Genomic DNA, 26239 nt, shown 5'->3' on the forward strand with positions numbered 1-26239 from the left:
TTTGTTTTTACATCTTTCGTATTTTCAAAAATAGACAAAAAACACTACATTATTTGAAAGGATCTCAAAATGTGTGTTCGAAAACATGGATTGATAATCCCATTAAGAGAAATGTGCCGAAGGAATGCCGGAAGCTAAAAATTAAAAACAACTTTTGATGAAAGTTAAAAAGGTTTGTCACATAAAAAAATCCGATTTGCTTTTGCAAATCGGATTTTTTATTCTGTAGAGATGAACCGCAGTTCATCTCTGCATGTGTCAATCTTTATAGGTGTATTACTTCACCATAAGCATCGGCTACAGCTTCCATAACAGCTTCACTCATGGTTGGGTGAGGATGAATGGCCTTAAGGATTTCATGTCCTGTAGTTTCCAGTTTACGAGCTACAACTGCCTCAGCAATCATATCAGTAACTCCGGCACCTATCATGTGACATCCTAACCATTCGCCATATTTGGCATCAAAAATAACTTTTACAAATCCGTCTGGTGTTCCGGCAGCTTTGGCTTTTCCAGAAGCTGAGAATGGGAATTTTCCAATTTTTAATTCGTACCCTTTTTCTTTGGCTTGTTTTTCTGTCAAACCTACTGAAGCGATTTCAGGAGTAGCATAAGTACAACCCGGAACGTTTCCGTAATCGATAGGCTCTACATGCATACCTGCAATTTTCTCCACACAGTTGATTCCTTCGGCAGAAGCCACGTGTGCTAGTGCTTGCCCCGGAGTTACGTCACCAATGGCGTAATAACCCGGAACATTAGTTTGGTTGTATGCGTTTACAAGGATTTTATCTCTGTCAGTGGCAATTCCCACTTCTTCCAGACCTATGTTTTCAATATTGGTTTTGATTCCTACAGCCGAAAGAATAATATCAGCTTCCAATACTTCTTCTCCTTTGGCTGTTTTTACAAATGCTTTAACGCCTGCTCCTGTAGTGTCAATTCTTTCTACAGAAGAGTTAGTCATGATTTTTACTCCCGCTTTTTTCATCGAGCGTTCCATTTGTTTCGAAATGTCTTCGTCTTCAACAGGAACAATATTTGGCATGAATTCCACAATAGTTACCTCAGTTCCCATTGAATTGTAAAAATGAGCAAATTCTACGCCAATGGCTCCGGAACCAACAATGATCATCGATTTTGGTTGCGTAGGCAAAGTCATTGCTTGTCTGTAACCAATCACTTTTACGCCGTCCTGAGGCAAGTTTGGCAACTCACGCGAACGTGCTCCGGTAGCTACAATAATATGATCGGCGCTGTATTCTGTTACTTTGTTGTCTTTATCAGTAACATCAACTTTTTTGCCTGGTTTTAGTTTTCCAAAACCATCAATTACGTCGATTTTGTTTTTTTTCATCAGGAATTGAACTCCTTTGCTCATTCCTTCAGCAACACCACGGCTGCGTTGTACCACGGCTGGGAAATCTTTGTCAAAAGAAGAAACAGTCAAACCATAATCAGAGGCATGTTTTAGATAATCAAAAACTTGAGCTGATTTTAGTAAAGCCTTGGTTGGGATACATCCCCAGTTTAGGCATACACCACCTAAGTTTTCTTTTTCAATTACGGCTACTTTAAAGCCTAATTGTGACGCTCTAATGGCAGTTACATATCCGCCTGGACCACTTCCTAAAACAATGATATCGTATTTCATTTTTTTATATTTATTTTTTTAAATTTAAAAATGGAATTGCTTCGCCTATTTGTAAACTCGGCTGGCAAAAGCTCATTTCATTTTATATAAGATTTTCTAAATTAATTGAGTTTGCGAATTTAAGGATTTATTCTGTTTCGGGAAAATTTAAAAGATTCAATTATTTAAAGATTTGTTAGTCGATGTGAATCTTGAAAAGTTAGTGATTTTGAATAATTCCTATTCTATTCCCAATTTACCATTCACAATTCACTGCTAACTAATTGGCTACCGAAAATTGTGAATCGTACAAGTTCTTATAATAGCCACTTTCCCGATTGATTAATTCCTGATGCGTTCCTTGTTCTACTATTAAACCTTTGTCCATAACTACAATTTTATCGGCATTGACAATAGTCGCCAATCGGTGTGCAATGACAATCGAAGTTCTTCCTTGTGTAATGGTTTCTGTGGCACGCTGTATCATTTCTTCTGAATAGGTATCGATAGATGAGGTCGCTTCATCCAATATAAGAATACTAGGATTGCTGACATAAGCTCTCAAAAAAGCGATTAATTGTCGCTGTCCCGAAGATAACATTACGCCGCGTTCTTTGACATCAAAATCGTAATTATCAGGTAAGCTCATAATAAAGTCATGAACGCCTATTTCTTGGGCTGCAGCCAAAACATCCTCACGGGTTATTTCAGGATTGTTTAGCGTTATGTTATTGAAAATGGTATCGGCAAAAAGAAAAACATCCTGTAATACTACGGCGATTTGCTTGCGCAAAGAACCTAAAGTATAGTCTTCGATATTTTGGTTGTCAATACAAATGGTTCCGCTATTGATCTCATAAAAACGATTCAATAAGTTGATGATAGTCGATTTTCCGGCACCTGTAGAGCCTACAATAGCGACGGTTTCTCCTGCTTTCACATCGAGATTGATTCCTTTTATGACTTCTTCTTCAGGAATATAACTGAAACGAACATCTTTGAATTGGATGTTTCCAAGAAAAACATCGGCTTCTATTTTTCCGTTATCCTGAATTTGGTCTTGGGTGTCAATGATGGCAAAAACACGGTTTGCAGCAATCATTCCCAATTGCATTTCATTGAACTTATCCGCAATCTGGCGCAACGGGTTAAACAACATTGCGATGAACATGGTGTATGAAAATAAATCCCCAAAGGTGGTGAAATTGTCTCCGTTCAAAATCCTAATTCCGCCATAGAGAACAATAAAACCTAAGGTCAAAGACGAAATAATATCGGCAATAGGAAAGAAAATCGAGTTGTAAAGAATGGTTTTTATCCATGCTTTTTTGTGTTTGTCATTGATTTCTTTGAATTTTTCGGCTTCTATTTCTTCACGATTGAAGAGTTGTACTATTTTCATTCCCGTAACGCGTTCCTGAACAAAGGAGTTCATATTGGCAATTTGAGTTCGTACTTCTTCAAAAGCCACTTGCATCTTGCGTTGGAATATTCGGGTGACAAATACTAAAATTGGCATGGCGATAATTACAATCCAAGTGAGTTTCCAGTTCATGTAGAACATAAAAATCAATACTACAACCATCTTCATCAAGTCACTGATAATCATAAATAGTCCTTGACTAAAAATACGTGCAATGGATTCGATATCTGAAACGGAGCGTGTAACTAGCTGACCTACGGGCACCATGTCAAAATATTTCATCCTGAAACTCAAGATGTGTCGGAACAATTTAATTCGAATGTCTTTTACAATATCTTGTCCGAGCCAGTTGGCCCAAAAAACAAAATAAAATTGCGAAAACACTTCGCATAACAGCACAATTCCCATTAAACTGATGTAGAACAAAAGTCCATTGGCATCTTCTGTTTGGATGTAACCATCAACGGTTTGTTTTAATAAATACGGGCGAAGTGCCGCAAAAGCGGATAAGGAAACGGCAAAGACGATAACGCCGTTAAAACGCCATTGGTAAGGTTTGGTATATTGTAAAATTCGTTTAAATAAACGAGTATCAAATGCTTTTGCTTTCATTTTTTTGGAGCTATTTACTGCGTCAATTCATTTTGTTCATATCCTGTTATCGCTATAATCTTTCTATTTTAAAGAAAAAATATAAAAAATTTTTACTGCTGTCAGGGTTGTTTAGTTATGTAATCGTACTCAATTTCGGTGAGATACAGCCCATGAGCAGGAACGGAAAATCCGGCTTTATCTCTGTTTTTACTTTCGATAATAGTGTTGAAATCCTCCAAAGTAATCTTGTGAATTCCAACATTTACAAGGGTTCCCACGATAGCGCGAACCATGTTTCTTAAAAATCTATTAGCCGAAATAGTGAAAATTAACTTGTTGTTTTCTTGTTTAGCTCCGCTCTGTTCGGCTCCGCCTTGAGTCCAATAGGCTTCAAAAATAGTACAATCAAATGTATTAACATCGGTGTTTACTTTTGAAAAACATTGAAAATCCGTATGGTTGAATAATAACTTTGCTGCTTTATTCATCAAATCAATATCCAGTTTTTGATGAAAGTACCAACTTTGCTCTTGTGAAAAAGCATCTTTAAAGGTGTTGATATGGTATTCATAAGTTCTTTTGGTGGCATCAAAACGAGCGTGCGCATCATTGGCAACGGGAATAATAGCATAAATAACAATATCTTTTGGTAAAAAAGAGTTGAGTTTGTGTATTAATTTTTCAATGTCAAAAGAAGTTTCAAAATCAAAATGCGCATACATTTTTTTGGCATGAACTCCTGTATCCGTACGTCCGGCACCCATCAGATTGATATCAGCGTTTAGTATTACCGAAAAAGCTTTGCTTAGAGTTTCTTGTACAGAGGAAGCATTGGGTTGGTATTGCCAACCATGGTACTGGGTTCCGTTATATGCTAATTGTATAAAATATCTCAAGGTTGTAGCTTCGCAAAGTTTTAAAGAAGCAAAGTTACAAAGTTTAAAACTTAGAATGTTTAGAACGGTAATTTTTTATTATTTTTTGAAGTTGACTTCATGCATCACTTTGTACCTTTGAGGTTATGAATCTTTGTAACTATAATTTGTAATTGAAAAAAATACTACTTCTTTCCGATACCCACAGCCATATTGATGAAACTATTTTGAAGTATGTTGCTCAGGCCGATGAAGTCTGGCATGCTGGTGATATAGGTGATTTATCAGTGACTGAAACCATAAAAAAACTGAAACCTTTACGCGCGGTTTATGGGAATATTGATGATGCCCAAGCCCGATTAGAGTTCCCTTTGCATAATAGGTTTATGTGTGAAGGTGTCGATGTTTGGATAACTCATATCGGCGGTTATCCGGGAAAGTATAATCCTGCTTTAAAGGCTGAAATGACTGCTAATCCGCCTAAATTATTCATTTGCGGGCATTCTCATATTCTAAAAGTAATGTTTGACAAGAAACACAATCTGTTGCATATGAATCCAGGCGCTTGCGGTAAAAGTGGTTTTCATCAGGTTCGTACCATGCTGCGGTTTGTTATTGAAGGGGATAAAATTAAAAACTTAGAAATTATTGAAATTGAGAAAAGGGTTTAAGATTCATTTTGTAAAAAAGGTGCTTTTATGTAGATATTTGTTCCCGAATTTAGTGTAGATTCAATTGATATTTCGCCATCAATATTGTTGAGGCGGGCTCTTATTCTATTTAATCCAAAACCTTCTGCAATATGAGATTCAGTAGTGTCAAATCCTTTTCCGTTGTCTTTTATGCGAATGTGTAATTCGTTATTCTCTTCTTCAATGGTTAATTTTGCTTGGCTTGCTTGGCTGTGTTTTATGATGTTGTTAAAAAGTTCTGTCACGATGAAGTACATTTTTAATTCAAATTCTTCACTATACCGTTTTTTTGTTTCGGTAGAAGAGGCGTATTGGAAATGGATATTGGAATTCGAATTTTTTTCGCATAAGTCGTTTAGAGCATAAAATAAACCAAAACGAACCAGCAAAGAGGGAAGAAGTTGATGCGATAGGTCACGTATTTTATCATGAGCATCGCTGAGAATAGTTTTGGTCTTTTTTATTTCATCACATTCTACTATTTGACTTTTTGCACAAAAAACACTTAGATGTAATCCAGCCGAAGATAATAAGGCGCTGATATTGTCATGTAAAAAGGCAGCAATTTTTTTCCGTTCCATTTCTTGTCCGCTTATCGATGCGTTTAAGATTTTCAATTGAATTTTGCTTTCTACATCTTTAAGATCGTTTTTTTGTTTTAGTCTTGTATTTTGAAAGAAAAAGTAAAACAGAATGATGACTAGAAGTAATATAGAAATAATTATAATACTGATTTGTTTGTTCTTAGACTGTTTTTCTAAAAGTAATTGTTGTTCTGATTTGTACTTTGTTTCTATATTGTCAATTTCTCTTTTGTATTCGTCTAATTCCAAGTTGATTCCGGCAATGTTAGCTTTTTTCAGCTTTTCTTCATCGTTAAGTTCCTTTGTTATTTGGTTAAATAATAGTAAGTTTTCATAAGCTTTTTTGTAGTCGCCTTTTTTCATAAGAAATTTAGCGTATTCTTCATGGCTAAAGGATAAATCTGATTTTTCTTCTCCGCTAATTCCTTGTTTGATAGCTTCTTCAAAAAAAGCAGTCGCTTTTTTAGCCTCGCCTATGTGCGAATAATACATGCCATTAAGCATGTTTAAAGCCACAATAGTGGATTCATCTCCTGATTTCGAATTGTGGGCGTTAATATAATTCAGATAAGGAAGTCCTTTGTCGAAATTTCCAATATCAAAATAGGCCCAAGCTATATTGAGTTTTGTGAAATAAATTTGGGCAGAATCCTTTGTTTTTGTGCTGAATTCCAGTGATTTTCTGTAGTAATAGATTCCTTTCTCATATTCTTTTTTATCAAAAAAATAAATATTTCCTAGGTTGTTATTAATCCAGTTTTTTAGATTATCGCTATTGGTTCTTTGGGCGTAAAGCAGAGCTTTTTTGTAATAAAAGAGCGCTTTTTCGGATTCACTTATGCCATCAAAATTTGCGGCAATGGTATTGTAGCAAGAAGCGATCAAGACATCGTCTTTGATGAGAATGGCATATTTTAAAGCTAGTCTTGCTTTAACCAGGGACTTCTCATAATTTTCCTCATGCATGAGCTTAGTCGCGTCTTGAGTGAGTTTGACAATCACTTTTTTGGGTGGTGCTTTGCTGTGAGAAAAGACATTGTTACTAAAAATACTTAGTAATAGCAAAAGACATAAAAAAATTTTTTTTTGAAACATAAAATGGAAGTAGACTGTTAGAAAACAAAACTGTGGTTTATTGTAATGCTTTTTTTGCTATTCTTTGATTTAGGATTTAATCAAATTATTTTTAATTGCAAATTTAACCAGACTGATGGTGTTCTTTGCGTTTAACTTTTTTATGATGTTCTTGCGGTGCGTTTCAACGGTATTGGTACTGATGAATAACTGTTCACTTATTTCTTTACCACTGTATTCTAAGGCAATTAAAGTGATGATTTCAAGTTCTCTTTCCGTTAATAGCGAATTAATATTAGGCTTTTGCTTGTTTAATTTTATGATGTCTTTGGTTGCGGTATCGAATATTTTTTCCCGAACTAAATTGCTAAAATATTCTTCCCCATTCGAAACCGCCTGAATAGCTTCTACAATGTTTTCGCCTGCACATTGCTTTGTCAAGTAGGCACTGGCGCCCAGTTTCATAACTTCTTTTATGATTTTTAAATCATCATAACTGGAAAGAATAATGACTTTGCATGGGAATCCGTTTCGTGCAAATTCTTTGATGACTTCAATGCCATCTTTTTTTGGCATGCTGATATCCAGAATAAGAATATCTGCTTTATTGTTTGTAACTTCTTCAAAAAGAGTACTGCCGTCTAAGGAGAAGCCAACAATCTCAAAGTTAGAAATAGTTTGCAACAGGGTTCTCATTCCATCAATAAGCACTTGGTGATCATCAGCAAGGTGTATACGTATTTTTTTTGTCATTTTTCAAGGTGCTTTGTCCAAAATTATAAAAAAAATAGAGTAACTACTCATTTATAAGATTTTTTATTTTTTAAATAAAAGTTGAGATTATTTCACAAAAAAACCCGAACGCTTAGGTTCGGGTTCTCTTCGCACTAATAAACTAATGTTTATAGGTTTACCTCAATCTGTCCACAGATTTTACAAGATCTTCATCCTTCTTGATGGCCTTATTAGCCAAAACTAATAATACGATAGCCAAGATAGGTAGAAACATCCCAATACCTTTCTCAGAGACAACTACTGTCTCTCCAGATAAGTTTAGTGAACGATATACAAATAAGCCTAATAAAATTAAATTTAATATGATATTCAATCTGCCTAATACAAATTGAAGTTGTCTTTTTTTAAACGAAATTATACTCACTAAAGCCAGCGTTGTGCTTAAACCCAGTAATATAACATAAATTGGGCTTTGAGCAAAGTAATAATCCTTAGCGTTGCTCATCGTCCATAAAGGAAATAAAAAGGGTAATATCCCGGTAACTACAAATGCCAGCAGTAAATATATGGTTTGAATTCTTTGTATCATTTTTTCTATTTGATAGACAAAAATATATTTTCTTTTTTTAAAATACTATTGTATCGTTAAATTTTATTCGTATTATTGCAACACAATACCGTAAGCACTTCATACTGCGGTCAATTCATAATAATTATTTACTACCTATCTTTTAGAGTATTTCCAAATTAATTTAACTCAAGAACATTCATGTTTGATATTTCTGCATTAAAAGAAATGAAGCTTGCTGAGCTCCAAGAAATAGCTAAGGCAGCTAAAACCATAAAATTTAACGGTGTAAAAAAAGAGACCTTAATCGGTCAGATTTTAGAGCATCAAGCTAATCACCTAGCACCTAAACCAGAAACTAAACCCGAAGCTGATGCTGAGGAATCGAAACCTAAAAGAGCTCGAATTGTACCGGTTAAAAAAGCAGTTATCCAAAAAAACAAAACAGCTCCAGTTGTTATAAAGGAAGAAAAGTCAATTGAGAGTAGTGCTGATGTTCCTCAGGAATTAGATTTTTCGGCAGCAGAAACAGCCTCAGAGTTAATCCCAGATGCAGCAGCGCCAGAAACAATAACTCCAGTTGAGAAAAAAGCGGCTAAAGTTATTAAATTCAACAAGTCAGCTTACGAAAAGAAAATTGCCTTAAAAAAGGATAAAGAGAACGAAAAGGAAGCGGTTGCAGATAATGGAGGAGTATCAGATAAAGAGATAGTTGTAGAAAGTACAATTGTTCCCACTACAGAAGCGATTGTGCCTAACAAAAAAATAAATCCACACGATCGAAAGAGAACTGATGATGCTAACCAGTTGAATAAGCAGAATCAAAATCAAAACCAGAATCAAAATCCCAACTTTAAAAATAAAAAAAATAATTTTAGGGATTCCGATTTTGAATTTGATGGAATCATAGAAAGCGAAGGTGTTCTTGAAATGATGCCTGATGGTTATGGTTTCTTGCGCTCATCGGATTATAATTATTTAGCTTCCCCTGATGATATTTATTTATCGACTTCACAAATTAGATTATTTGGTCTAAAAACCGGAGATACGGTAAAAGGAGTGGTGAGGCCTCCAAAAGAAGGGGAGAAATTTTTCCCGCTGGTTCGAGTTTTAAAAATTAACGGACATGACCCTCAAGTGGTGCGAGACCGAGTTTCATTCGAACATTTAACCCCTGTTTTTCCATCTGAAAAATTTAAGTTAGCCGAAAAGCAAAGCACGATTTCAACACGAATTATTGATTTGTTTTCACCAATAGGGAAAGGGCAACGCGGAATGATTGTAGCCCAACCTAAAACGGGTAAGACGATGTTGCTGAAAGAAATAGCCAATGCTATTGCCGCAAATCATCCTGAAGTATATCTTATTGTTTTATTGATTGATGAGCGACCGGAAGAGGTGACTGATATGCAGCGTTCTGTACGTGGTGAAGTGATTGCTTCTACTTTTGACAGGGAGCCGCAAGAACACGTTAAAATCGCTAATATTGTGCTTGAAAAAGCAAAACGATTAGTAGAATGTGGTCATGATGTAGTGATTCTTTTGGATTCCATTACGCGTTTAGCAAGAGCATATAACACGGTGCAACCCGCTTCCGGTAAAGTATTGAGTGGTGGTGTGGATGCGAATGCATTGCAAAAACCTAAGCGTTTCTTTGGTGCAGCTCGTAACGTAGAAAATGGAGGTTCATTGAGTATTATTGCAACAGCATTGACTGAAACTGGTTCCAAAATGGATGAAGTTATTTTTGAAGAATTTAAAGGTACCGGTAATATGGAATTGCAATTGGATCGAAAAATTGCCAATAAACGTATCTTCCCTGCAATTGATTTGACTTCTTCAAGTACCAGACGTGATGACATGTTATTGGATCAAAAAACATTGCAACGCATGTGGATTATGAGAAAATACCTTTCGGATATGAATCCGGTAGAAGCCATGGACTTCATCAATGATCGTTTTAAGAAAACAAGAAATAATGATGAGTTTTTAATTTCTATGAATGATTAGGAAGATTAAAAGAGAATAGAATAACGAACATAGATAAAGCGCATAAAAAAATCCTCGAATATCGAGGATTTTTTTGTGTTCTGGAGCTAAAGTTAATTTTAGTCTCTTTTTTCTTTTTTCGGTTCCAAGCTTTCTTTACGTTCTAATAAAGCCATGTAAAAACCATCAAAACCAGATTCTGAAGCCAGGATTTTTTGGTCTTTTATGAAATTGAATTGTTTTCCAATGTCAGTAGTCAAAAAACGGGCAACCTGTTCTTGATTTTCGGAAGGTAAAACGGAACAAGTGGCATATACTAATTTGCCTCCTGGTTTTACAATTTTGGAATAGCTTTCTAATACTTCAGATTGTACCTTACGGATATTATCAATAAATTCAGGTTTTAGTTTCCATTTGGCATCAGGGTTTCTTTTAAGAACACCTAAACCGCTACATGGAGCATCAATCAATACACGATCAGCTTTTTCGTGCAGTTTTTTAATCACCTTTGTAGTATCAATAATACGATATTCAATATTAAAGGCGCCATCTCTTTTGGCTCTTATTTTTAACTGCTTTAATTTACTTTCGTACAAATCCATGGCTATCAATTGCCCTTTGTTTTCCATCAAAGCGGCGATATGCAAGGTTTTTCCACCAGCACCGGCGCAAGTATCCACTACACGCATACCAGGCTTAACATCAAGAAAAGCAGCTACGAGTTGTGAATTGGCATCCTGTACTTCAAAGAAACCTTGTTTGAAAGCATCAGTCATGAAAACATTGGCTCTTTCTTTTAGTACTAAAGCATCAGGCTGATTTTTTAAATAGTCCGTTTCGATGTCCAAATCCATTAAGATTGCTCTTAACGTTTCTTTGGTTGTTTTAAGGGTATTTACTCTAAGGATTACTTTAGCGGGTTGGTTTTGGGCGGCAATTTCAGTTGACCAAACTTTTTCTCCCAGTTCTTTTACACCTAATTCGTCCATCCAGTCTGGAATAGATTCTCTTAGCGCTCTCACTTTTGAAAGTTCATCAAATCTACCTTTTATTTTTCGTTCTGGTGTTCCTTCCAGTTGACGCCAATCCGGAATAGTATAGCCTCGTAAAACTGCCCATACTGCAAACATTCTCCAAAGATTGTCTCTGTCAAAGGGTTCTCTTACTTCGGCAATTTCGGCATATAATCTTTTCCATCTTACAATTTCGTAAATGGTTTCGGCAACAAACTTTCTGTCTGAACTTCCCCAGCGCTTGTCTTTTTTTAAGGCTCTTGCAACCACTTTATCGGCATACTCTCCTTCGTTAAATATCGCATTTAAAGAATCAATAGTGGTATAAACTAAATTTCTGTGTAATCTCATTTTAAATAATTGAGGTGCAAAGGTACTATTAATTGGTTGAAAGTTAAATTTTTAATAATGAATGTTGGTTTTATATTTTATCCATAAAAAAAACACTGCTTAAAACAGTGTTTTTCTTTTATTTATAGGTTCAAAATAATCTATTTTATTCTGGTTAAACCAATGTTTTCCGGCGGATGAAGAACCATTGGGAATTTCTCAATTTTTACCGAACTGCTGTCCAGACCAAAAGCTCCTTCTTCGGATAAACTTAATTTCTTAATAAAGAAATACGAATTCATAATTATTTTTTCGTGCCATCTTAAATCGCTGTCATTTGAAAGGAATTTTTCAGATAATACAAATTTGAAATCGCCTATTATATTGTTCTTGTTTAAAGATTCGTAACGGCTGGTGATATCAACTTCTCCCTTTTTCACCATGTCTTTGATTACTTCTTTGAACATTAGGCTAATCTTGGTAGGTTCTCTAAATCCTAAGTTGAAGTCTACACGATATAAATCGTCTTTGATGATTTCGGTTACTTTGTATTCTGTTTTGTAAGGTTCGCTCAAGATATTTACGTGTACAAACCAGTACAAATCAGCTCTTTTGGGTCTTTTTTGTAAAATAGAGTACATCACTTTTTCTTCAATTTCATCTATGCGATTCGCATTGGTCATGTACACGAGATGAGTTGCGTATTTTGGAATGCTTAAGTCGGCGCTTAGTTCCATTAATACTTTTTTGTAGTCTTGTATTTTTACAATTTTGGTGTAACTCTTACTAATTTTCTTGGCTAAATACCATATTGTCATTACTGAAATTAAAAGGATGGCAATAATTAAGGTTACATAGCCTCCTTCTGAAAATTTAGTGATATTAGCAGCTAAAAAGCTCAACTCGATAGCAAGATAAATGGTAATTAAAGGGACAATAAAATATAATTTTACTCTTTTCATAATCAAGTAGAAATTGAGCAAAATAGTTGTCATAATCATACATAAAATGATTGCCAATCCATAGGCATGTTCCATATTTCCGGATTCTTCAAAGTGTAAAACAATTCCAACACAGCCAAAGAAAAGCAACCAGTTTATCGAAGGGATATACAGCTGCCCTTTTAATTCTGTCGGATATTTAATTTTTACTTTTGGCCAAAAATTCAATCGCATCGCCTCATTTATTAATGTAAAGGATCCGCTGATAAGTGCCTGAGAAGCAATAACGGCAGCCAGTGTCGCAATTACAATTCCTATAGGTTGAAACCAATCGGCCATAATCAGATAGAATGGATTGCCATTTTTTCCGCCTAAACTTTGTAAGGTTGATCCTTCATGGTGGATTAGATAAGCCGCTTGTCCAAAATAATTAAGGACTAAAGTTGTTTTTACAAACATCCAGCTTATTCTTATGTTTTTTCGTCCGCAATGTCCCATGTCAGAATATAGGGCTTCAGCACCTGTGGTACACAGAAATACAAAACCCAATACAAAGAAGCCATCCGGATGAATCGACAATAAATGGTAGGCGTAGTAAGGATTAAAGGCTTTAAAGACTTCAGGGGATTTTATAATTTGTAAAAGCCCTAATATTCCTAACATGCTAAACCAAATAAGCATCATGGGAGCAAAAAATTTCCCTACTAATTTTGATCCAAATTGTTGGATGGTAAAAAGAACAAACAAAATACCAATTACAATGGGTATAGTGTTTATTTGGGGATAATAAGTTTTAATTCCTTCCACGGCAGATGAAACTGAAATGGGAGGCGTAATGATTCCATCGGCCAGTAAGGCACTTCCTCCAATAATTGCGGGGACAATGAGCCATTTTATTTTAGTTTTCTTGACTAAGGCGTACAAAGCAAAAATACCTCCTTCGCCATGATTATCAGCACTCAGGGTAATGACCACGTATTTGATAGTGGTTTGTAGGGTAAGTGTCCAAAACACAGCTGAAATCCCTCCTAAAACTACATCTGCATTTATGATATGATCACCAAGTATGGCTTTCATAACATATAAGGGAGAAGTCCCAATATCTCCGTAAATTATTCCTAATGATATTAATAGTCCACCTAATGTTAATTTTGAATGCAGGTTTTTATGCGAAGTGCTCATGTAATATTTTTAAAAAACTCGTCAAATTTACTCTTTTTAACTAAATAAGACTTGTTTATTTTGAAAAATACAATCTTAAAAAAAACACGGCCAATGGGCCGTGTTTAAAATCATTAAATTCATGCAGTTTTTATGATCTTCTGTTGTTGTCTCCAGATTGATTTTCTCTTCTTGATTCTGTTCTTTGTGGAGCAGATTGTCTTGGAGGTGTAGCTCTGTTTTGAGAAAAATCTCTTTCTGCTGCTGCTCTTTGCGGAGCAGCTTCTCTGGAAGGATTTACTCTGTTTTGAGAATTGTTTCTTTGTGGTTCTGTTCTTTGCGGAGCAGATTCTCTAGAAGGATTCGCTCTGTTTTGTGAATAGTCTCTTTGTGTTTCTGCTCTTTGAGGAGCAGCTTCTCTGGAAGAGTTTACCCTGTTTTGTGAATAGTCTCTTTGTGTCTCTGTTCTTTGAGGAGCAGCTTCTCTGGAAGGATTTACTCTGTTTTGAGAATAGTCTCTTTGTGTTTCTGTTCTTTGAGGAGCAGATTCTCTGGAAGAGTTTACTCTATTTTGAGAATAGTCTCTTTGATTTTCTGTTCGCCTGTTTGCTGTCTCTCTGTTAGAATAAGTTCTGTTTCTAGAATAATCTGTATTGTTTCTCGTGCTACTATATCTGGTAGTTCTTCTTTGATCTAGTTCATAACGATTGGCAATGTTGTTGTTTCTTCTTGAAAAGCTGTAGTCAGGACGTTGTCTCTCGTAGCCATTAGATCGACGGGAACTGTATAAAATGGGCGCGCGATTACTTCTTCTATAGTTTACATAATTATAGTTGTTGTTTATGTTTAAAGAAATACTGATGTTAGATCTGTATCTGTAAACAGGATATGGATTCCATGCATAATAGTAAGATGGGTAGTAATTCCAATACCAGTTTGAAACATAGGGACGGTAATTGTAAGACCAAAAAGAAGCGTAAATTACAGGAGTTCTATAATATACGGGTTCGTATATATAATTAGAACCATACATGTATTCGTTTCCTACAATCTGGATCTGAATTCTGTTGTTGCGGTCTTTTTCTACTTCTATTGTCGCTACGTCTTGGTATACATCACGATCAAGAACAGATTGAACAATGATAACATGGGTGTTTTTTTCTACCGTTTCGATAACACGAAGATAGTCTACTTCGTCGTCGTCATTCAAATCTAAATTTGAAATTTGGAGTTTTGGATCGTTTAGACGTCTCTCAAAATCTTGTAGATCTCTGGAATCTCCAAAAATATCGGCAACGGCTCTAAGATCTAAATTATCACTAATTTCATCGCTCATAGCATTTACTCTGGTGCTATTTTGTGCTTGTGCCTGACTCGCAAAAATGGAGGTTACAAGGCTTAGGAATAGTATTTTAGTTTTCATAATAGGTGTATTTAAGTATGATAATTTGGAATATCCAATTACTGTGCCAATAAATTTTAAGATCAAACGGTTTTCTTGTATTTAATTGTAAATTAGCCTCGAATAAATTGATAACAATGAGAACTTTTTTTTTGCTATTTCTAACGGTGTTTTTTTTAAATTCTTGTAAAACAATTAGAAATGAAAACGAAAATAAGAATAAGACTATTTTTAAATCGGTTCAGATCGATACGCTTTTTCAGGATAATATCAGTATTAGAGCTATCGCAATTGATGGAAATAAAATTTGGTATGCGGCAAATGGATCCCGATTTGGTTTTTATGATATGCAAAAGAAAATCAGAAATGAAAGGCGTATTGCAAATGATAGCTTGAAATTAGAGTTTAGGAGTATTGTTCAAACGCCTAAAAATATTTTTATGTTAAGTGTCGCTAATCCGGCTTTGTTGTATAAAGTGTCTAAGAAGAATTGGGCTACAACTCTAGTATATCAGGAGAATAATGAAAAAGTATTTTATGATAGTATGCAATTTTGGAATGAAAAAGAAGGGATTGCTATAGGCGATCCAGTTGAAGATTGTTTGTCAATAATTATTACAAGAGACGGCGGGAATACTTGGAATAAAATCCCGTCCAGTAAGCTTCCCGAAATTATTGAAGGTGAGGCGGCTTTTGCGGCAAGTAATACTAATATCGTGATAAAAGGAAATAATGTTTGGATTGTTTCTGGTGGAAAAAAATCGAGAGTTTTTCATTCTGCTGATAAAGGGAATAACTGGGACGTATTTGCAACTCCTATAATACAAGGAAAAACGATGACCGGAATTTTTACCGCCGATTTTTATGATTCCAAAAATGGATTTGTGGCGGGAGGAGATTATGAATTACCAAATCAAAATTTTGGCAACAAAGCCATTACTTCAGATGGAGGAAAAACATGGAAATTGATCGCAGAAAATGAGGGCTTTGGCTATGCTTCCTGTGTGCAATATATTCCCGGTAGCGATGGGAAATCATTAGTAAGTGTAGGAGCCAGTGGACTTTATTATTCCTATGATGGTGGAAAATCTTGGAAACAATTAGCTGTTGATCCCAATATTTTTACAATTCGATTTATAAACAATCATACCGCAATTGCCGCTGGGAAAGATAAAATGATTCGAATTCAGTTTTTTAAATAAAAAGCCCAACACCATACGTTGTATTGGGCTGGGCTTTTTAGGTATTTTGAATAATAATTACTCTTTTTTGGTAGTTCGGTTTCTGTATTGATGTAACAATTTTCGATTAAAATCTTCTTCAGCTTTTTTTAGTTTTAGAATTTTTACCGCAGATAGAACAGGTTTTATATCCCGCATGAATTTTTTTCGCAATAAAAATAATTCTTCATCCGTACTTTCTATTTGCGTTAATAACAATCGGGCATCCTTATCGCTCATACTGTTTAGGGCATCATCGCCCATTTGGCTCATGTAAGCTCTCATTTTTTGATGTCTTATCTCAAATTGCTTATCGTCAAAACGATTGTAAATAGGCCAAAACCTTTCAGACTCAGTAGTAGTCATTTCTAGTTCAGTGGTTAAAAAAGCTATTTTCAAGGCTCTAACCTGTTCTTTCTTTTCTTTCATTCTTTCGCTTTGAGCATAAAAATTAAAGGAAGTCAATAGTAAGAGTATGGGCAGAATTTTTTTAAAGTTCATTTTTAATTGTATTTATTGTTTTAGATTCAAAGTAAAAAAAATACTTTGTTGCGATTTATTCTAATATAAGTTGCTCTAGATTAGCATTAGTGGCTAGAATATCTTCAATGGTTTTGTCTTCTAGTGCAACTGTTGCTTGCATATTGTTTATGTCTTCAGTATCCAAAGCATTGATCAAATCATATTGATTCATGTTCGATTGATAGCTTAAGTAATTTTCGATAGTAGTTGCGTCTAATTCTTTGGAAGTTCTTAAAGAACGATTGATTTGAGGAATTAAAAGCGCAATAACTAAAACTGCAGCTACCATCATTAGTATTCTTTTTCTTTTTTGAAAAAACGAAATTACCTTTGGTTCTTCTTCAGGTAATTGTAGCATCATTCTTTCTGAAAAATTTTCAAAATAATGGTTTGGAGTGCTAAATCCAGATTCAATTTTGGGCTCGTTTTCTAATTTAAATGTTTTCATAACGTATGTTAGACTTAATTATGGACAAAAGGTTTAATCTGCCGTTACAAAGGCTTCTATTTTTTTTACGGCAATATGGTAAGATGCTTTCAAGGCTCCCACTGAGGTTCCAAGAATTTCTGATATTTCCTCATACTTCAGCTCTTCAAAATATTTCATTTTAAAGATCAGCTGTTGTTTTTCGGGCAGGGCTATAATTGCTTTGTGCAATTTTATTTGAATTTCATTTCCGTCAAAATACGGATCTGATTTTAGATTATCGATGGCTTTGTTCTGCAATGTCTCGGATGAAATTCCGTTTTTTTTGGCTTTTTGATTTAAAAAGCTCAGAGCTTCATTTGTGGCAATGCGATACATCCAAGAGAATAATTTACTTTCTCCTTTAAAGTTTTTTAGATGTTGGAATACCTTGATAAAGGTATTTTGCAAGACATCATCAGTATCATCGTGGTTCAAGACAATGTTACGAATGTGATTGTAGAGTGGTTTTTGATAGGTAAACAAGAGCTTTTGAAACGCTTCATTTTGCGTTTTTGGATTTAATAACAGTTGAATAAATTCTTCTTCTGGCAAAGCTACTATTTTGTAATTAGAATGGAATTCTTTCAATAGGTTTAATCCAAGCTTTAAAAAGAATTAAAATTCGGATTGTCCTTCTTCTTTAATTTTTGGGGTTGCTACTTTTTTAGGTTCACTACTTTTTAGAACCGGTTTGTTCTTTTTTACAGCTTCCACTGAGTTTGGATCAGTAGTCGTTGGGTCTTCGTTGATTTCGTTGTATGCTGGAACGACTTGGTTTGCAGCTTTTATTGGGATTATTTTAGGTATTATTGGTATAAAAATTTCAGTAAGCCATTCAGAAGGTTTCTTTGTGTCGTCTTTGCCATTGGTATAAATTTCAAGGTGCGAAAACAAAGGATTGCGATTAATTTGGTTCTTTTGAATATAATCAACAGATTTGTTTAGGGCTTTTTTTAGATGCGAATAATCGCCGCTAAGAGTGGTTTTGACCGCTTCAAAGGCTTCTAGTTTTCCAGATTCAATGTCACTTCCTGCAGTAATGAAAATTTCACTTTGAATAGGGACACCTATAGAGATTTTTGCCAATCCTTTTTGGGGATCATAAGTATGGTAAAGGATAAAAGGTTTTCCTGCCATTGCGATATTGTTGTCCTTGCAAAAATCAGTGATTTTAGGAATGACAATTTTAAAATTCTTGTTGATTTTGGCTATTTCACTGGTGAAAGTTTGACATAAATAGAAACTTAATGGTTTTGTAACTATTCCGTTTTCTTTTATAGCAAAGGTATTTATTTCATAAACGAGCGCCTTGTCTAAATTGATGAGTGTTTTTTCATAAATAGTACCAATAACTTTATCAGCTCCGCCATTTAAAGCGGTATATACTTTTAGGAAAAAGCTCATTTTTCCTTTTGTTTTCCAAGTTACTTTTGTACCGCCTAGGGTGTCTTTAAATGTCCAGTTGATTGAAGAAGTGGTTCCTTCGGAATCCATTTTTTGTGAAATATCTTCGTTTTCTTTCACATTAAGGGTGCGAATTTCACCGTTGCTTTCTTTGCCTTCCCAAGAGAAGGAAGCTCCTTTTCCAATCGTGTTTTCGGAATAATTTATTTTTGCTTCAGGGTCTTCGGTTGTCCAGGAAATGAAGTCTGCCCAGTTTCTATAATCATTTACGTAATTGAATACAGCAGATTTAGGAGAATTTATAATTTTACTTCTTTCGATTGTATAATCTCCTTTTTGGGTAGCAATAAAGATGGTTAGTGCTACTAAACTTAATAATAGTAAAAGAAATATATATTTTAAAATCCTCATAATGCATTCGTTATTTTCTGTCGTAAAGTTAGAATTTTTATTAATATGTAAGACGAATCATAAAAAAATATGCTAAAGTTTGCGCTGCCTCATCGAAGGTCAGATTCTGGAAAATAATTGCTAGAAGCAATAGTAATGGAAACTTCTGCTATTGTATGATTTAGAATGAAAGTAATAAAAAAAAACAATTGGAGCTATAATTGTTTGAATTATAGCTTTTAAGATAATGTCGATGTTTTCATTTTAGCTTTTTTTGAATCAAAAAAAAGACAATTTGTAGCTGTTTTTAAATGAATGTTAAATTCTTTGCTGTGGAATAAAAAAACTAGCGTTTGAAAAATATTTTTATCAAAAATAAAATTCCGATAAAAATAATGAAACCTAGCAGTACTTTTTGGTTTCCTTTGTAGAAAACTCGGTGTATTTTGATGTCCTTACGGTAAGAAAAAATGATTGCGATAACAAAAGCAACAAAAAAACAGAGTGCAAATATCAATTGTCCTTGGCTAAACATAGTCTAATTTTTTTTACAAAAATAGTCAATTGTTTAAGAATAGTTACTAATTTGCCTTTTCATTTAACAAATAATAATCATGCAAAAACAAATCGATTCAGTTAAGGAATTTCATACTGCATTTAAAATAGGACATAGTGAAACCCCAATTGCTGATTTGGGTGCAACTAAAAAGACCCTTCGTTATCATTTGATGAAAGAAGAAAACGAGGAGTATCTAGAAGCAGTACAAAACAATGATTTAGTCGAAATTGCCGATGCTTTGGGTGATATGATGTACATCCTTTGCGGAACTATTATTGAACATGGATTACAGCATAAAATTGAAGCTGTTTTTGATGAAATTCAACGCAGTAATATGAGTAAGCTCGGAGAAGACGGCAATCCCATATATCGTGAGGATGGTAAAGTGATGAAAGGACCTAATTATTTTAAACCTGATTTTTCAAAGATATTAGAGTTGTAGATTTCTTTTAAATTTAAAAAAAAAATCCCATTCGTGACAAATGGGATTTTTAAAGGAATATATAATTAGTAAGTTATATTTTAACAGTCCAGCCAAAAGTATCTTCGGCTAATTTATTTTGAATATTTGTTAACTTGTCTTTAAGTTGTGTTGCCATTGCATTTTCTATTTTTGGCAATTCATGGTAAGTCTCTTTGTATGAAAAACCAGAAATTGGGCTTATAACCGCAGCTGTTCCTGCACCAAAGATTTCTTTCAAACTTCCATTTTCAGCAGCTTCAACTAATTCAGATACTAGAACTGAACGAACTTCCACATTGATACCTTCGCTTTTTGCTAAGTCGATAAGCGTTTTTCTGGTCACACCGTCAAGAATTCTCTCGCTGGTAGGAGCAGTAAGTAAAGTGTCGTTAATTCTAAAGAAAACGTTCATTGTTCCCGCTTCTTCCAGTTTTGTATGAGTTGCATCATCAGTCCAAATTACCTGTTGGAAACCTTCTTTATTAGCTAATGTAGTTGGATAAAATTGAGCGGCATAATTACCTGCGGCTTTTGCGGCTCCAATTCCTCCATTTGCGGCTCTACTAAAGTGTTCAGCGATCACTACTTTTACATCTCCAGAATAATAAGAAGTTACTGGAGATAAGATAATCATGAATTTATAATCATCAGACGGATTTGCAATTACACCGGTACCGGTAGCAATCATAAAGGGTCTGATGTACATGGCATTTCCTTTTCCTTTTTTTACCCATTCCTGATCAATTTTCAATAATTGACTCAATCCATCCATAAATACATTTTCCGGAACTTCAGGCATAGCCATTCTCACTGCTGATTTATTGAAGCGATTGTAGTTTTCATCTGGTCTGAAAAGCCAAATGTCGCTATTGTCATCTTTGTAAGCTTTCATACCTTCAAAAATGGCTTGACCATAATGAAAAACTCTCATTGACGGATCGGCTAAGAAAGGAGCATATGGTTTGATGACCGGCGTTTGCCACTCTCCATTGGTGAAATCACATTCTAACATATGGTCTGTAAATACTGCTCCAAAGCTTAATTTTTCAAAATCTACTTCATTTATTTTTGAAGTAGCTGCTTTAGTAATGTCAATTTTGTTGGTTTGAGTTGCACTCATAATTAGGTATTGTTTTTACTTTTTTTGGATTAGAAAAAAAACTAAATAATCATTTATTTTATCAAATGAAGTTTAATTGATGCAAAATTAAATAAAAACTTATTCAATCTTTGATAAAACAACATTAATTGTTGTCTTTAAACATCTTTTATTTATATATTAAAAAATGGATCAAATCGAGATATTTTCTATAGGATGTGTAATAAATTAGAGTTGTTTTTAAATTAATTATATGTTTTTTTGTCTAATTTTGACAACTTGAAATTAATCTGATTCCTAAATACCCTCAAAATAAGCATTTTGCAAAGAGAAATTATACAAACTCATGATGGTTCGACCACAATTCACATAAAAGAATGGGACGAATGCTATCATTCTAAACATGGTGCGATTCAAGAAGCGCAGCATGTTTTTATCAAAAACGGACTTTCCTTATTTCAAAATAAAGAGGTTTCTATCTTGGAAATCGGATTTGGAACGGGATTAAACGCATTCATCACTTTTTTGGAAGCAAGGAAGATGAACCAATCCATTAATTATGTTGGGGTAGAAGCCTATCCAATTTCGGCAGAAGAATTAGGTTCAATGAATTATGTCGAAGAATTGGGAGCCAAAGCTGAGGCAGCAGTTTTCGAAAAAATGCACAAATGCAATTGGGATGAAAAAGTAGATTTGAGTAATCATTTTTCTGTAACCAAAAGAAAGCAATTTTTTGCAGAAATTAATGACTTAGATACGTTTGATCTGATTTATTTTGATGCTTTTGGCTATCGCGTACAGCCCGAGTTATGGAGCACTGCTATTTTTTCTAAAATGTTTGCTGCCTTAAAGGATAAAGGAGTTCTGGTTACTTATGCAGCTAGAGGTGTGATTAAAAGAAGTATGATTGAGGCGGGTTTCACAGTTGAAAAAATGGCTGGACCACCGGGAAAAAGGGAAATGTTTCGGGCTACAAAATCTATTTGATTTAATATTAGGATGTTATAAGGTTTAAAGTGAAAATCGTCTTTTTTGTATGAAATATAATTCATAATTGAACGTTAAATATGTATTAGTATGTTGTAAAAGATGTATTTTTACAGAAAGTTTAAATAAAATACTAACCTAAATCTCTTATTTTATTATGTCGAAAATTATGTTTGATTACACTAAATCAATACTGGAAAGAGTAAGTTTTGATCCGACACTTTTTTGTAAGGAATTAGAAAAAGCCATTAAGACCTTGTTGCCTTACGAAATGGAACAGTTGAATGAATGGTTGTCAACTTTTATAATCGAAAAACCGGAATTAAAGCAGTGTTTAGTGCTGGTTAAAGTATAAATTATAAAAAAAAGGAACCTCTCGGTTCCTTTTTTTATTTCTTTTGAATCGGACTTATAATTTGTACATTTTGAAAGACAATGGCTCCTTTTATAACTCCGGCAATGGTGCTTCTTAGGGCGTCAATAATTTGTATTTTTAATTCATTTTTTGGAAAAAGCAGGCTTATTTCACGAGCCGGTTTGGGTTCCTTAAAATGGCGCAGTTTTCTTTTGTCAGATTCTTTTAAATCCAAAGTGTGCAAGTAGGGTAAGAGAGTTGTTCCTAATCCTTCGTCGGCTAGTTTTATTAAGGTTTCAAAGCTTCCGCTTTCTATTCGAAAATGATTCAAATCTTTTGTGGTGTTTTGTTTGCACAAATTAAGGATGCTGTCTCTAAAGCAATGACCGTCCTGTAACAATAATATTTCGTCTAAATTTAAATCCTCAATTTCGATTTCCTCTTTTTTGAAATGCTGATGTCCTTCGGGAATATAGGCGACAAATGGTTCAAAATATAAAACAATTTCTTTGATTTTTTCTTCCATCAATGGAGTTGCAGCTATGGCTGCATCCAGATGACCGTTGTTAAGCCTTGCAATGATCTCTTCAGTGTTCAACTCTTCGATAATGAGTTTTACTTTAGGGTATTTTTTAATAAAATTATTCAAGAACATCGGCAATAGAGTAGGCATGACTGTTGGAATAATGCCCAGTCTAAATTCGCCTCCAATGAAGCCTTTTTGCTGTTCTACAATATCTTGGATGCGATCGGCTTCATTAACGATGTTTTTTGCTTGATTCACGATTTTTTGACCAATTTCGGTAAGTTGGATTGGTTTTTTGGATCGGTCAAATATTAAGATACTTAATTCTTCTTCTATTTTTTGAATTTGCATGCTCAACGTGGGTTGAGTGACAAAACATTTTTCGGCGGCAAGGGTAAAATTTTTATGCTCTGCTACAGCCAGCACGTATTTTAATTGTGTAATGGTCATATATAGTATTTTATGATGTAAATATAAAAACAATCAATTTAATTTATAGTTTAAAAGCTGTTTTTCTTTGGTATTTTTGAAAAAAAGTAACAATTATGAAGACAAATATTTTAGGATTACCAGTAGAAGCATCACAATCGATTGTAAATGAATTGAATGTGTTGTTGTCAAATTATCAGGTATATTATCAAAATTTGAGAGGAATTCACTGGAATATTAAGGGCAAGCGTTTCTTTGATTTACACCTTAAGTTTGAGGAATTGTATAATGATTCCCAATTGAAAATAGATTTGATCGCCGAGCGAGTTCTTACTTTAGGAGGAGTTCCATTGCATACTTTTGAAGATTATTTGGAAAACAGTACGATTACCATTGGTAAAAATATTTTCAAGGACGAGAAGGCTATTCATTTGATTGTGAATTCGCTGTCGCATCTTTTGATTATTGAAAGGACAGTTTTTAATGCAGCTACAGCGATAAATGATGAAGGAACAAGCTCGATGCTAAGTGATTTTATTGGAGAACAGGAAAAAACTATTTGGATGATGCAATCGTGGTTAGAAGAGGGAATTTAGAATTTCTTAAGGTAATCATAGGGAACAGAATGATAGATAGTTAACATTCTGTTTCATTTTAGCTATGTTAATTTTTTTTAAAATTTTTATAACTTTTTTTTGATTTTATGCTTTTACGTCTATTTTTGCCCCAATGAAAATAATAGCAAGTCTTTTTTTATTCTTATTTCTAGCCTTTTTATCCACGCCAGCAATTGTGACTGTGATAGAAAAGTCTTGCGACACTTCTATGTTTTTTAACTTATCCGAAGAGGAACATCATACCCATAAAGAGATTAAGAGTTTTGTTTACGACAACAATTCATCTTACATTGGTTTCAACGATGGGAAAATAAACAAATCTAGTTTAATTCATTCTGAGAACTTATCGAAGCACGATAATGTTTCGGCATCCATTTTTTCACCTCCACCTAATTTCGCATAATATTTTCGATTAAATTTTAAAATTTAAATTTCTGCAATCTTTTTGATATGCAGCATATTTACATACAATTTATAGTAATATTATGTCAAAAAAAATAAATCTTTTTGCCAATTTAAAATCTGATTTTGCTTCAGGTTTGGTAGTTTTTTTGGTTGCGCTTCCATTATGTTTAGGAATTGCAATGGCCTCGGGTGCACCCTTGTTTTCGGGAATTATTTCAGGAGTTATAGGAGGTATTGTTGTGGGGTATTTGAGTCAGTCTCATATTAGTGTTACGGGTCCAGCTGCGGGTTTAACAGCAATTATATTGACCGCAATCACGGATCTTGGAGCTTTCGATGTGTTTTTAACCGCTGTTTTTATTGCGGGATTAATCCAATTAGGTTTGGGTTTTTTAAAAGCAGGAAGTATTTCTAATTATTTCCCAACCAATGTAATTGAGGGAATGTTAGCAGGTATTGGAGTTATTATTATCTTGAAACAAATCCCACATGCTCTTGGGTATGATACTGATTTTGAAGGAGACCAGTCTTTTGTTCAGCATGATGGGAACAATTCTTTTACCGCTTTATTTGAAGTTTTTAATCATATTCAATTGGGAGCCGTTATTGTTACAGCGGTTTCGTTAGTCATTCTTATTTCTTGGGATAAGCTTTCTTTCCTGAAAAAATTAAAATTAATACCGGGTGCCTTGGTAGCGGTAATTCTAGGAATTATTTTAAACGAATGGTTTATACAATCAGGAAGTGCATTGGCTATTTCCCAAGAACATTTAGTAAATTTACCTATTCCTCAGTCTTTCGAAGAGTTTAAGGCGATTATTGTCACTCCAAATTTTGCCGGAATTATGAATCCCCAAGTTTGGGTTGTAGGTTTGACCATTGCTATTGTTGCCTCTATTGAGACTCTGTTGTGTATTGAAGCCTCTGATAGGATGGATGTCCAAAAAAGATATACCAATACTAATGTTGAGCTTAAAGCGCAAGGAATTGGAAATATGGTGAGTTCACTCTTAGGTGGATTGCCTATGACATCTGTAGTTGTGAGGTCTTCGGCAAACAATAATGCCGGAGCAAAATCTAAAATGTCTGCAATTATTCACGGTTTTTTGTTGATGATAAGTGTTCTTAGTATTCCTATGATTCTAAATAAGATACCATTGGCCACTTTGGCCACGATACTTATTTTAGTAGGCTATAAATTAGCCAAGCCAGCTACCTTTATTCATTTCTGGGAAAAAGGAAAGTATCAATTTGTCCCTTTTATCGCTACTTTGGTTGCCGTAGTTGCTACGGATTTACTTAAGGGAGTTTTACTTGGAATCGTTATCAGTGTGATTTTTATTTTAAGAGGAAACTTAAAACGCGCCTACAGTTTCAAAAAAGAAGAATATGTCGATGGAGATATTATTCATATTGATTTGGCACAAGAAGTGTCTTTCTTGAATAAAGCGGCCATTAAATTGACGCTGAATGAAATACCTGAAAATTCTAAAGTAATTATCAATGCACATGACACTGTCTATATCGCTCATGATATTTTGGACTTAATTCGCGAATTCAAAACTACCAGAGCAATAGATGAGAATATTAAGGTAAAATTGAAAGGCTTTAAAAAGGCTTATGACCTGGAGAATACGCCAGAATCGCCGAATCATGTTACATTTGAACATTATTATGATGTTGCCAAAAGAGTAATGGTTAAGAAAGAAAAGGTTAGTGAAGTTTTTCAAAATTAATAGAAATAAGAGATCAATGTAATTCGGATTTTAAAAATGATTTA

General features: G+C 34.3%; 24 protein-coding genes. 9 read left to right on the forward strand and 15 right to left on the reverse strand.

Going from position 1 to position 26239, the window contains the following annotated elements; translation table 11 throughout:
• Window positions 1-265: 265 nt before the first annotated feature.
• The 3 genes from lpdA to truA form a co-directional block, all read right to left on the reverse strand.
• Window positions 266-1654: a dihydrolipoyl dehydrogenase gene (gene lpdA / locus BUB25_RS06115; RefSeq protein WP_072941789.1), complete on the reverse strand. Its 1389-nt coding sequence runs from the start codon at window positions 1652-1654 to the stop codon at window positions 266-268.
• 259 nt (window positions 1655-1913) lie between these two features.
• Window positions 1914-3668 (reverse strand): ABC transporter ATP-binding protein, encoded by a 1755-nt coding sequence (locus tag BUB25_RS06120; RefSeq protein ID WP_072941793.1) that lies wholly within the window; start codon window positions 3666-3668, stop codon window positions 1914-1916.
• 101 nt (window positions 3669-3769) lie between these two features.
• Window positions 3770-4546: a tRNA pseudouridine(38-40) synthase TruA gene (gene truA / locus BUB25_RS06125; protein WP_072941796.1), complete on the reverse strand. Its 777-nt coding sequence runs from the start codon at window positions 4544-4546 to the stop codon at window positions 3770-3772.
• 152 nt (window positions 4547-4698) lie between these two features.
• Between truA and BUB25_RS06130 the strand changes: the two genes are divergently transcribed.
• On the forward strand, window positions 4699-5196 hold the full coding sequence (locus BUB25_RS06130; RefSeq protein ID WP_072941799.1) for a metallophosphoesterase family protein: 498 nt from the start codon (window positions 4699-4701) through the stop codon (window positions 5194-5196).
• Here BUB25_RS06130 and BUB25_RS06135 read toward each other — a convergent pair.
• From BUB25_RS06135 to BUB25_RS06145, 3 genes are all read right to left on the reverse strand, one after another.
• On the reverse strand, window positions 5193-6803 hold the full coding sequence (locus tag BUB25_RS06135) for a tetratricopeptide repeat-containing sensor histidine kinase (RefSeq protein WP_244533807.1): 1611 nt from the start codon (window positions 6801-6803) through the stop codon (window positions 5193-5195). The genes BUB25_RS06130 and BUB25_RS06135 overlap by 4 nt on opposite strands.
• Window positions 6804-6965: 162 nt before the next feature.
• Window positions 6966-7628, reverse strand: a complete 663-nt coding sequence (locus tag BUB25_RS06140) for a response regulator (protein WP_072941805.1) — start codon at window positions 7626-7628, stop codon at window positions 6966-6968.
• 157 nt (window positions 7629-7785) lie between these two features.
• Window positions 7786-8199 (reverse strand): DUF4293 domain-containing protein, encoded by a 414-nt coding sequence (locus BUB25_RS06145; protein WP_072941808.1) that lies wholly within the window; start codon window positions 8197-8199, stop codon window positions 7786-7788.
• Window positions 8200-8379: 180 nt separating this feature from the next.
• Here BUB25_RS06145 and rho point away from each other — a divergent pair, with 180 nt between their 5' ends.
• Window positions 8380-10188, forward strand: coding sequence for a transcription termination factor Rho (rho, locus tag BUB25_RS06150; protein ID WP_072941811.1), 1809 nt, complete (start codon window positions 8380-8382; stop codon window positions 10186-10188).
• 98 nt (window positions 10189-10286) lie between these two features.
• Here the strand turns inward: rho and BUB25_RS06155 are convergent, their stop codons facing one another.
• The 3 genes from BUB25_RS06155 to BUB25_RS06165 form a co-directional block, all read right to left on the reverse strand.
• The gene (locus BUB25_RS06155) at window positions 10287-11531 is read right to left on the reverse strand and encodes an RsmB/NOP family class I SAM-dependent RNA methyltransferase (protein ID WP_072941815.1); all 1245 of its coding nucleotides are present in this window, start codon (window positions 11529-11531) and stop codon (window positions 10287-10289) included.
• Between the two features lie 140 nt (window positions 11532-11671).
• Window positions 11672-13633: a KUP/HAK/KT family potassium transporter gene (locus BUB25_RS06160; protein WP_072941818.1), complete on the reverse strand. Its 1962-nt coding sequence runs from the start codon at window positions 13631-13633 to the stop codon at window positions 11672-11674.
• A gap of 130 nt (window positions 13634-13763) precedes the next feature.
• On the reverse strand, window positions 13764-15035 hold the full coding sequence (locus BUB25_RS06165) for a hypothetical protein (RefSeq protein WP_072941821.1): 1272 nt from the start codon (window positions 15033-15035) through the stop codon (window positions 13764-13766).
• 116 nt (window positions 15036-15151) lie between these two features.
• Between BUB25_RS06165 and BUB25_RS06170 the strand changes: the two genes are divergently transcribed.
• Entirely contained in the window at window positions 15152-16216 is a 1065-nt protein-coding gene (locus BUB25_RS06170) for a WD40/YVTN/BNR-like repeat-containing protein (protein ID WP_072941824.1), read from the forward strand.
• A 57-nt stretch (window positions 16217-16273) separates the two neighbouring features.
• Here BUB25_RS06170 and BUB25_RS06175 read toward each other — a convergent pair whose 3' ends face one another.
• The 4 genes from BUB25_RS06175 to BUB25_RS06190 form a co-directional block, all read right to left on the reverse strand.
• Window positions 16274-16735 (reverse strand): sensor of ECF-type sigma factor, encoded by a 462-nt coding sequence (locus tag BUB25_RS06175; RefSeq protein ID WP_072941827.1) that lies wholly within the window; start codon window positions 16733-16735, stop codon window positions 16274-16276.
• Window positions 16736-16790: 55 nt separating this feature from the next.
• Window positions 16791-17204 (reverse strand): hypothetical protein, encoded by a 414-nt coding sequence (locus tag BUB25_RS06180; protein ID WP_072941829.1) that lies wholly within the window; start codon window positions 17202-17204, stop codon window positions 16791-16793.
• Window positions 17205-17237: 33 nt separating this feature from the next.
• On the reverse strand, window positions 17238-17777 hold the full coding sequence (locus BUB25_RS06185; RefSeq protein ID WP_072942099.1) for an RNA polymerase sigma factor: 540 nt from the start codon (window positions 17775-17777) through the stop codon (window positions 17238-17240).
• A 63-nt stretch (window positions 17778-17840) separates the two neighbouring features.
• The gene (locus BUB25_RS06190) at window positions 17841-19040 is read right to left on the reverse strand and encodes an SRPBCC family protein (protein WP_072941832.1); all 1200 of its coding nucleotides are present in this window, start codon (window positions 19038-19040) and stop codon (window positions 17841-17843) included.
• Window positions 19041-19633: 593 nt separating this feature from the next.
• Here BUB25_RS06190 and BUB25_RS06200 point away from each other — a divergent pair.
• Window positions 19634-20020 (forward strand): pyrophosphohydrolase domain-containing protein, encoded by a 387-nt coding sequence (locus tag BUB25_RS06200; RefSeq protein WP_072941837.1) that lies wholly within the window; start codon window positions 19634-19636, stop codon window positions 20018-20020.
• Between the two features lie 73 nt (window positions 20021-20093).
• Here the strand turns inward: BUB25_RS06200 and BUB25_RS06205 are convergent, their stop codons facing one another.
• Window positions 20094-21161, reverse strand: coding sequence for a branched-chain amino acid aminotransferase (locus tag BUB25_RS06205; RefSeq protein ID WP_072941840.1), 1068 nt, complete (start codon window positions 21159-21161; stop codon window positions 20094-20096).
• A gap of 300 nt (window positions 21162-21461) precedes the next feature.
• Here BUB25_RS06205 and mnmD point away from each other — a divergent pair, with 300 nt between their 5' ends.
• Together mnmD and BUB25_RS06215 are read left to right on the forward strand one after the other, a co-directional pair.
• Window positions 21462-22127, forward strand: coding sequence for a tRNA (5-methylaminomethyl-2-thiouridine)(34)-methyltransferase MnmC2 (gene mnmD, locus BUB25_RS06210; protein ID WP_072941843.1), 666 nt, complete (start codon window positions 21462-21464; stop codon window positions 22125-22127).
• Window positions 22128-22284: 157 nt separating this feature from the next.
• Window positions 22285-22482, forward strand: coding sequence for a hypothetical protein (locus tag BUB25_RS06215; protein WP_072941845.1), 198 nt, complete (start codon window positions 22285-22287; stop codon window positions 22480-22482).
• Window positions 22483-22516: 34 nt separating this feature from the next.
• Here BUB25_RS06215 and BUB25_RS06220 read toward each other — a convergent pair whose 3' ends face one another.
• Window positions 22517-23458, reverse strand: coding sequence for a LysR substrate-binding domain-containing protein (locus tag BUB25_RS06220; protein WP_072941848.1), 942 nt, complete (start codon window positions 23456-23458; stop codon window positions 22517-22519).
• A gap of 95 nt (window positions 23459-23553) precedes the next feature.
• Here BUB25_RS06220 and BUB25_RS06225 point away from each other — a divergent pair, with 95 nt between their 5' ends.
• The 3 genes from BUB25_RS06225 (at window position 23554) to BUB25_RS06235 (ending at window position 26195) form a co-directional block, all read left to right on the forward strand.
• On the forward strand, window positions 23554-24033 hold the full coding sequence (locus tag BUB25_RS06225) for a Dps family protein (protein WP_072941852.1): 480 nt from the start codon (window positions 23554-23556) through the stop codon (window positions 24031-24033).
• Window positions 24034-24166: 133 nt separating this feature from the next.
• Window positions 24167-24457 (forward strand): hypothetical protein, encoded by a 291-nt coding sequence (locus BUB25_RS06230; protein ID WP_072941855.1) that lies wholly within the window; start codon window positions 24167-24169, stop codon window positions 24455-24457.
• Window positions 24458-24539: 82 nt separating this feature from the next.
• Window positions 24540-26195 carry a SulP family inorganic anion transporter gene (locus BUB25_RS06235; RefSeq protein ID WP_072941857.1) on the forward strand — a complete coding sequence of 552 codons (1656 nt, stop codon included), beginning with the start codon at window positions 24540-24542 and terminating at the stop codon, window positions 26193-26195.
• Window positions 26196-26239: the final 44 nt, after the last annotated feature.

It is taken from the genome of Flavobacterium granuli (genome assembly GCF_900129705.1).
Classification (GTDB): domain Bacteria; phylum Bacteroidota; class Bacteroidia; order Flavobacteriales; family Flavobacteriaceae; genus Flavobacterium; species Flavobacterium granuli.

Bases quoted from the DNA above. Each gene is read 5' to 3' on its own strand.
- lpdA (WP_072941789.1), bottom strand. From the start codon at position 1,654: ATGAAATACGATATCATTGTTTTAGGAAGTGGTCCAGGCGGATATGTA.
- BUB25_RS06120 (WP_072941793.1), bottom strand. From the start codon at position 3,668: ATGAAAGCAAAAGCATTTGATACTCGTTTATTTAAACGAATTTTACAA.
- BUB25_RS06140 (WP_072941805.1), bottom strand. From the start codon at position 7,628: ATGACAAAAAAAATACGTATACACCTTGCTGATGATCACCAAGTGCTT.
- BUB25_RS06145 (WP_072941808.1), bottom strand. From the start codon at position 8,199: ATGATACAAAGAATTCAAACCATATATTTACTGCTGGCATTTGTAGTT.
- rho (WP_072941811.1), top strand. From the start codon at position 8,380: ATGTTTGATATTTCTGCATTAAAAGAAATGAAGCTTGCTGAGCTCCAA.
- BUB25_RS06155 (WP_072941815.1), bottom strand. From the start codon at position 11,531: ATGAGATTACACAGAAATTTAGTTTATACCACTATTGATTCTTTAAAT.
- BUB25_RS06160 (WP_072941818.1), bottom strand. From the start codon at position 13,633: ATGAGCACTTCGCATAAAAACCTGCATTCAAAATTAACATTAGGTGGA.
- BUB25_RS06165 (WP_072941821.1), bottom strand. From the start codon at position 15,035: ATGAAAACTAAAATACTATTCCTAAGCCTTGTAACCTCCATTTTTGCG.
- BUB25_RS06170 (WP_072941824.1), top strand. From the start codon at position 15,152: ATGAGAACTTTTTTTTTGCTATTTCTAACGGTGTTTTTTTTAAATTCT.
- BUB25_RS06175 (WP_072941827.1), bottom strand. From the start codon at position 16,735: ATGAACTTTAAAAAAATTCTGCCCATACTCTTACTATTGACTTCCTTT.
- BUB25_RS06180 (WP_072941829.1), bottom strand. From the start codon at position 17,204: ATGAAAACATTTAAATTAGAAAACGAGCCCAAAATTGAATCTGGATTT.
- BUB25_RS06190 (WP_072941832.1), bottom strand. From the start codon at position 19,040: ATGAGGATTTTAAAATATATATTTCTTTTACTATTATTAAGTTTAGTA.
- BUB25_RS06200 (WP_072941837.1), top strand. From the start codon at position 19,634: ATGCAAAAACAAATCGATTCAGTTAAGGAATTTCATACTGCATTTAAA.
- BUB25_RS06205 (WP_072941840.1), bottom strand. From the start codon at position 21,161: ATGAGTGCAACTCAAACCAACAAAATTGACATTACTAAAGCAGCTACT.
- BUB25_RS06215 (WP_072941845.1), top strand. From the start codon at position 22,285: ATGTCGAAAATTATGTTTGATTACACTAAATCAATACTGGAAAGAGTA.
- BUB25_RS06220 (WP_072941848.1), bottom strand. From the start codon at position 23,458: ATGACCATTACACAATTAAAATACGTGCTGGCTGTAGCAGAGCATAAA.
- BUB25_RS06225 (WP_072941852.1), top strand. From the start codon at position 23,554: ATGAAGACAAATATTTTAGGATTACCAGTAGAAGCATCACAATCGATT.
- BUB25_RS06230 (WP_072941855.1), top strand. From the start codon at position 24,167: ATGAAAATAATAGCAAGTCTTTTTTTATTCTTATTTCTAGCCTTTTTA.
- BUB25_RS06235 (WP_072941857.1), top strand. From the start codon at position 24,540: ATGTCAAAAAAAATAAATCTTTTTGCCAATTTAAAATCTGATTTTGCT.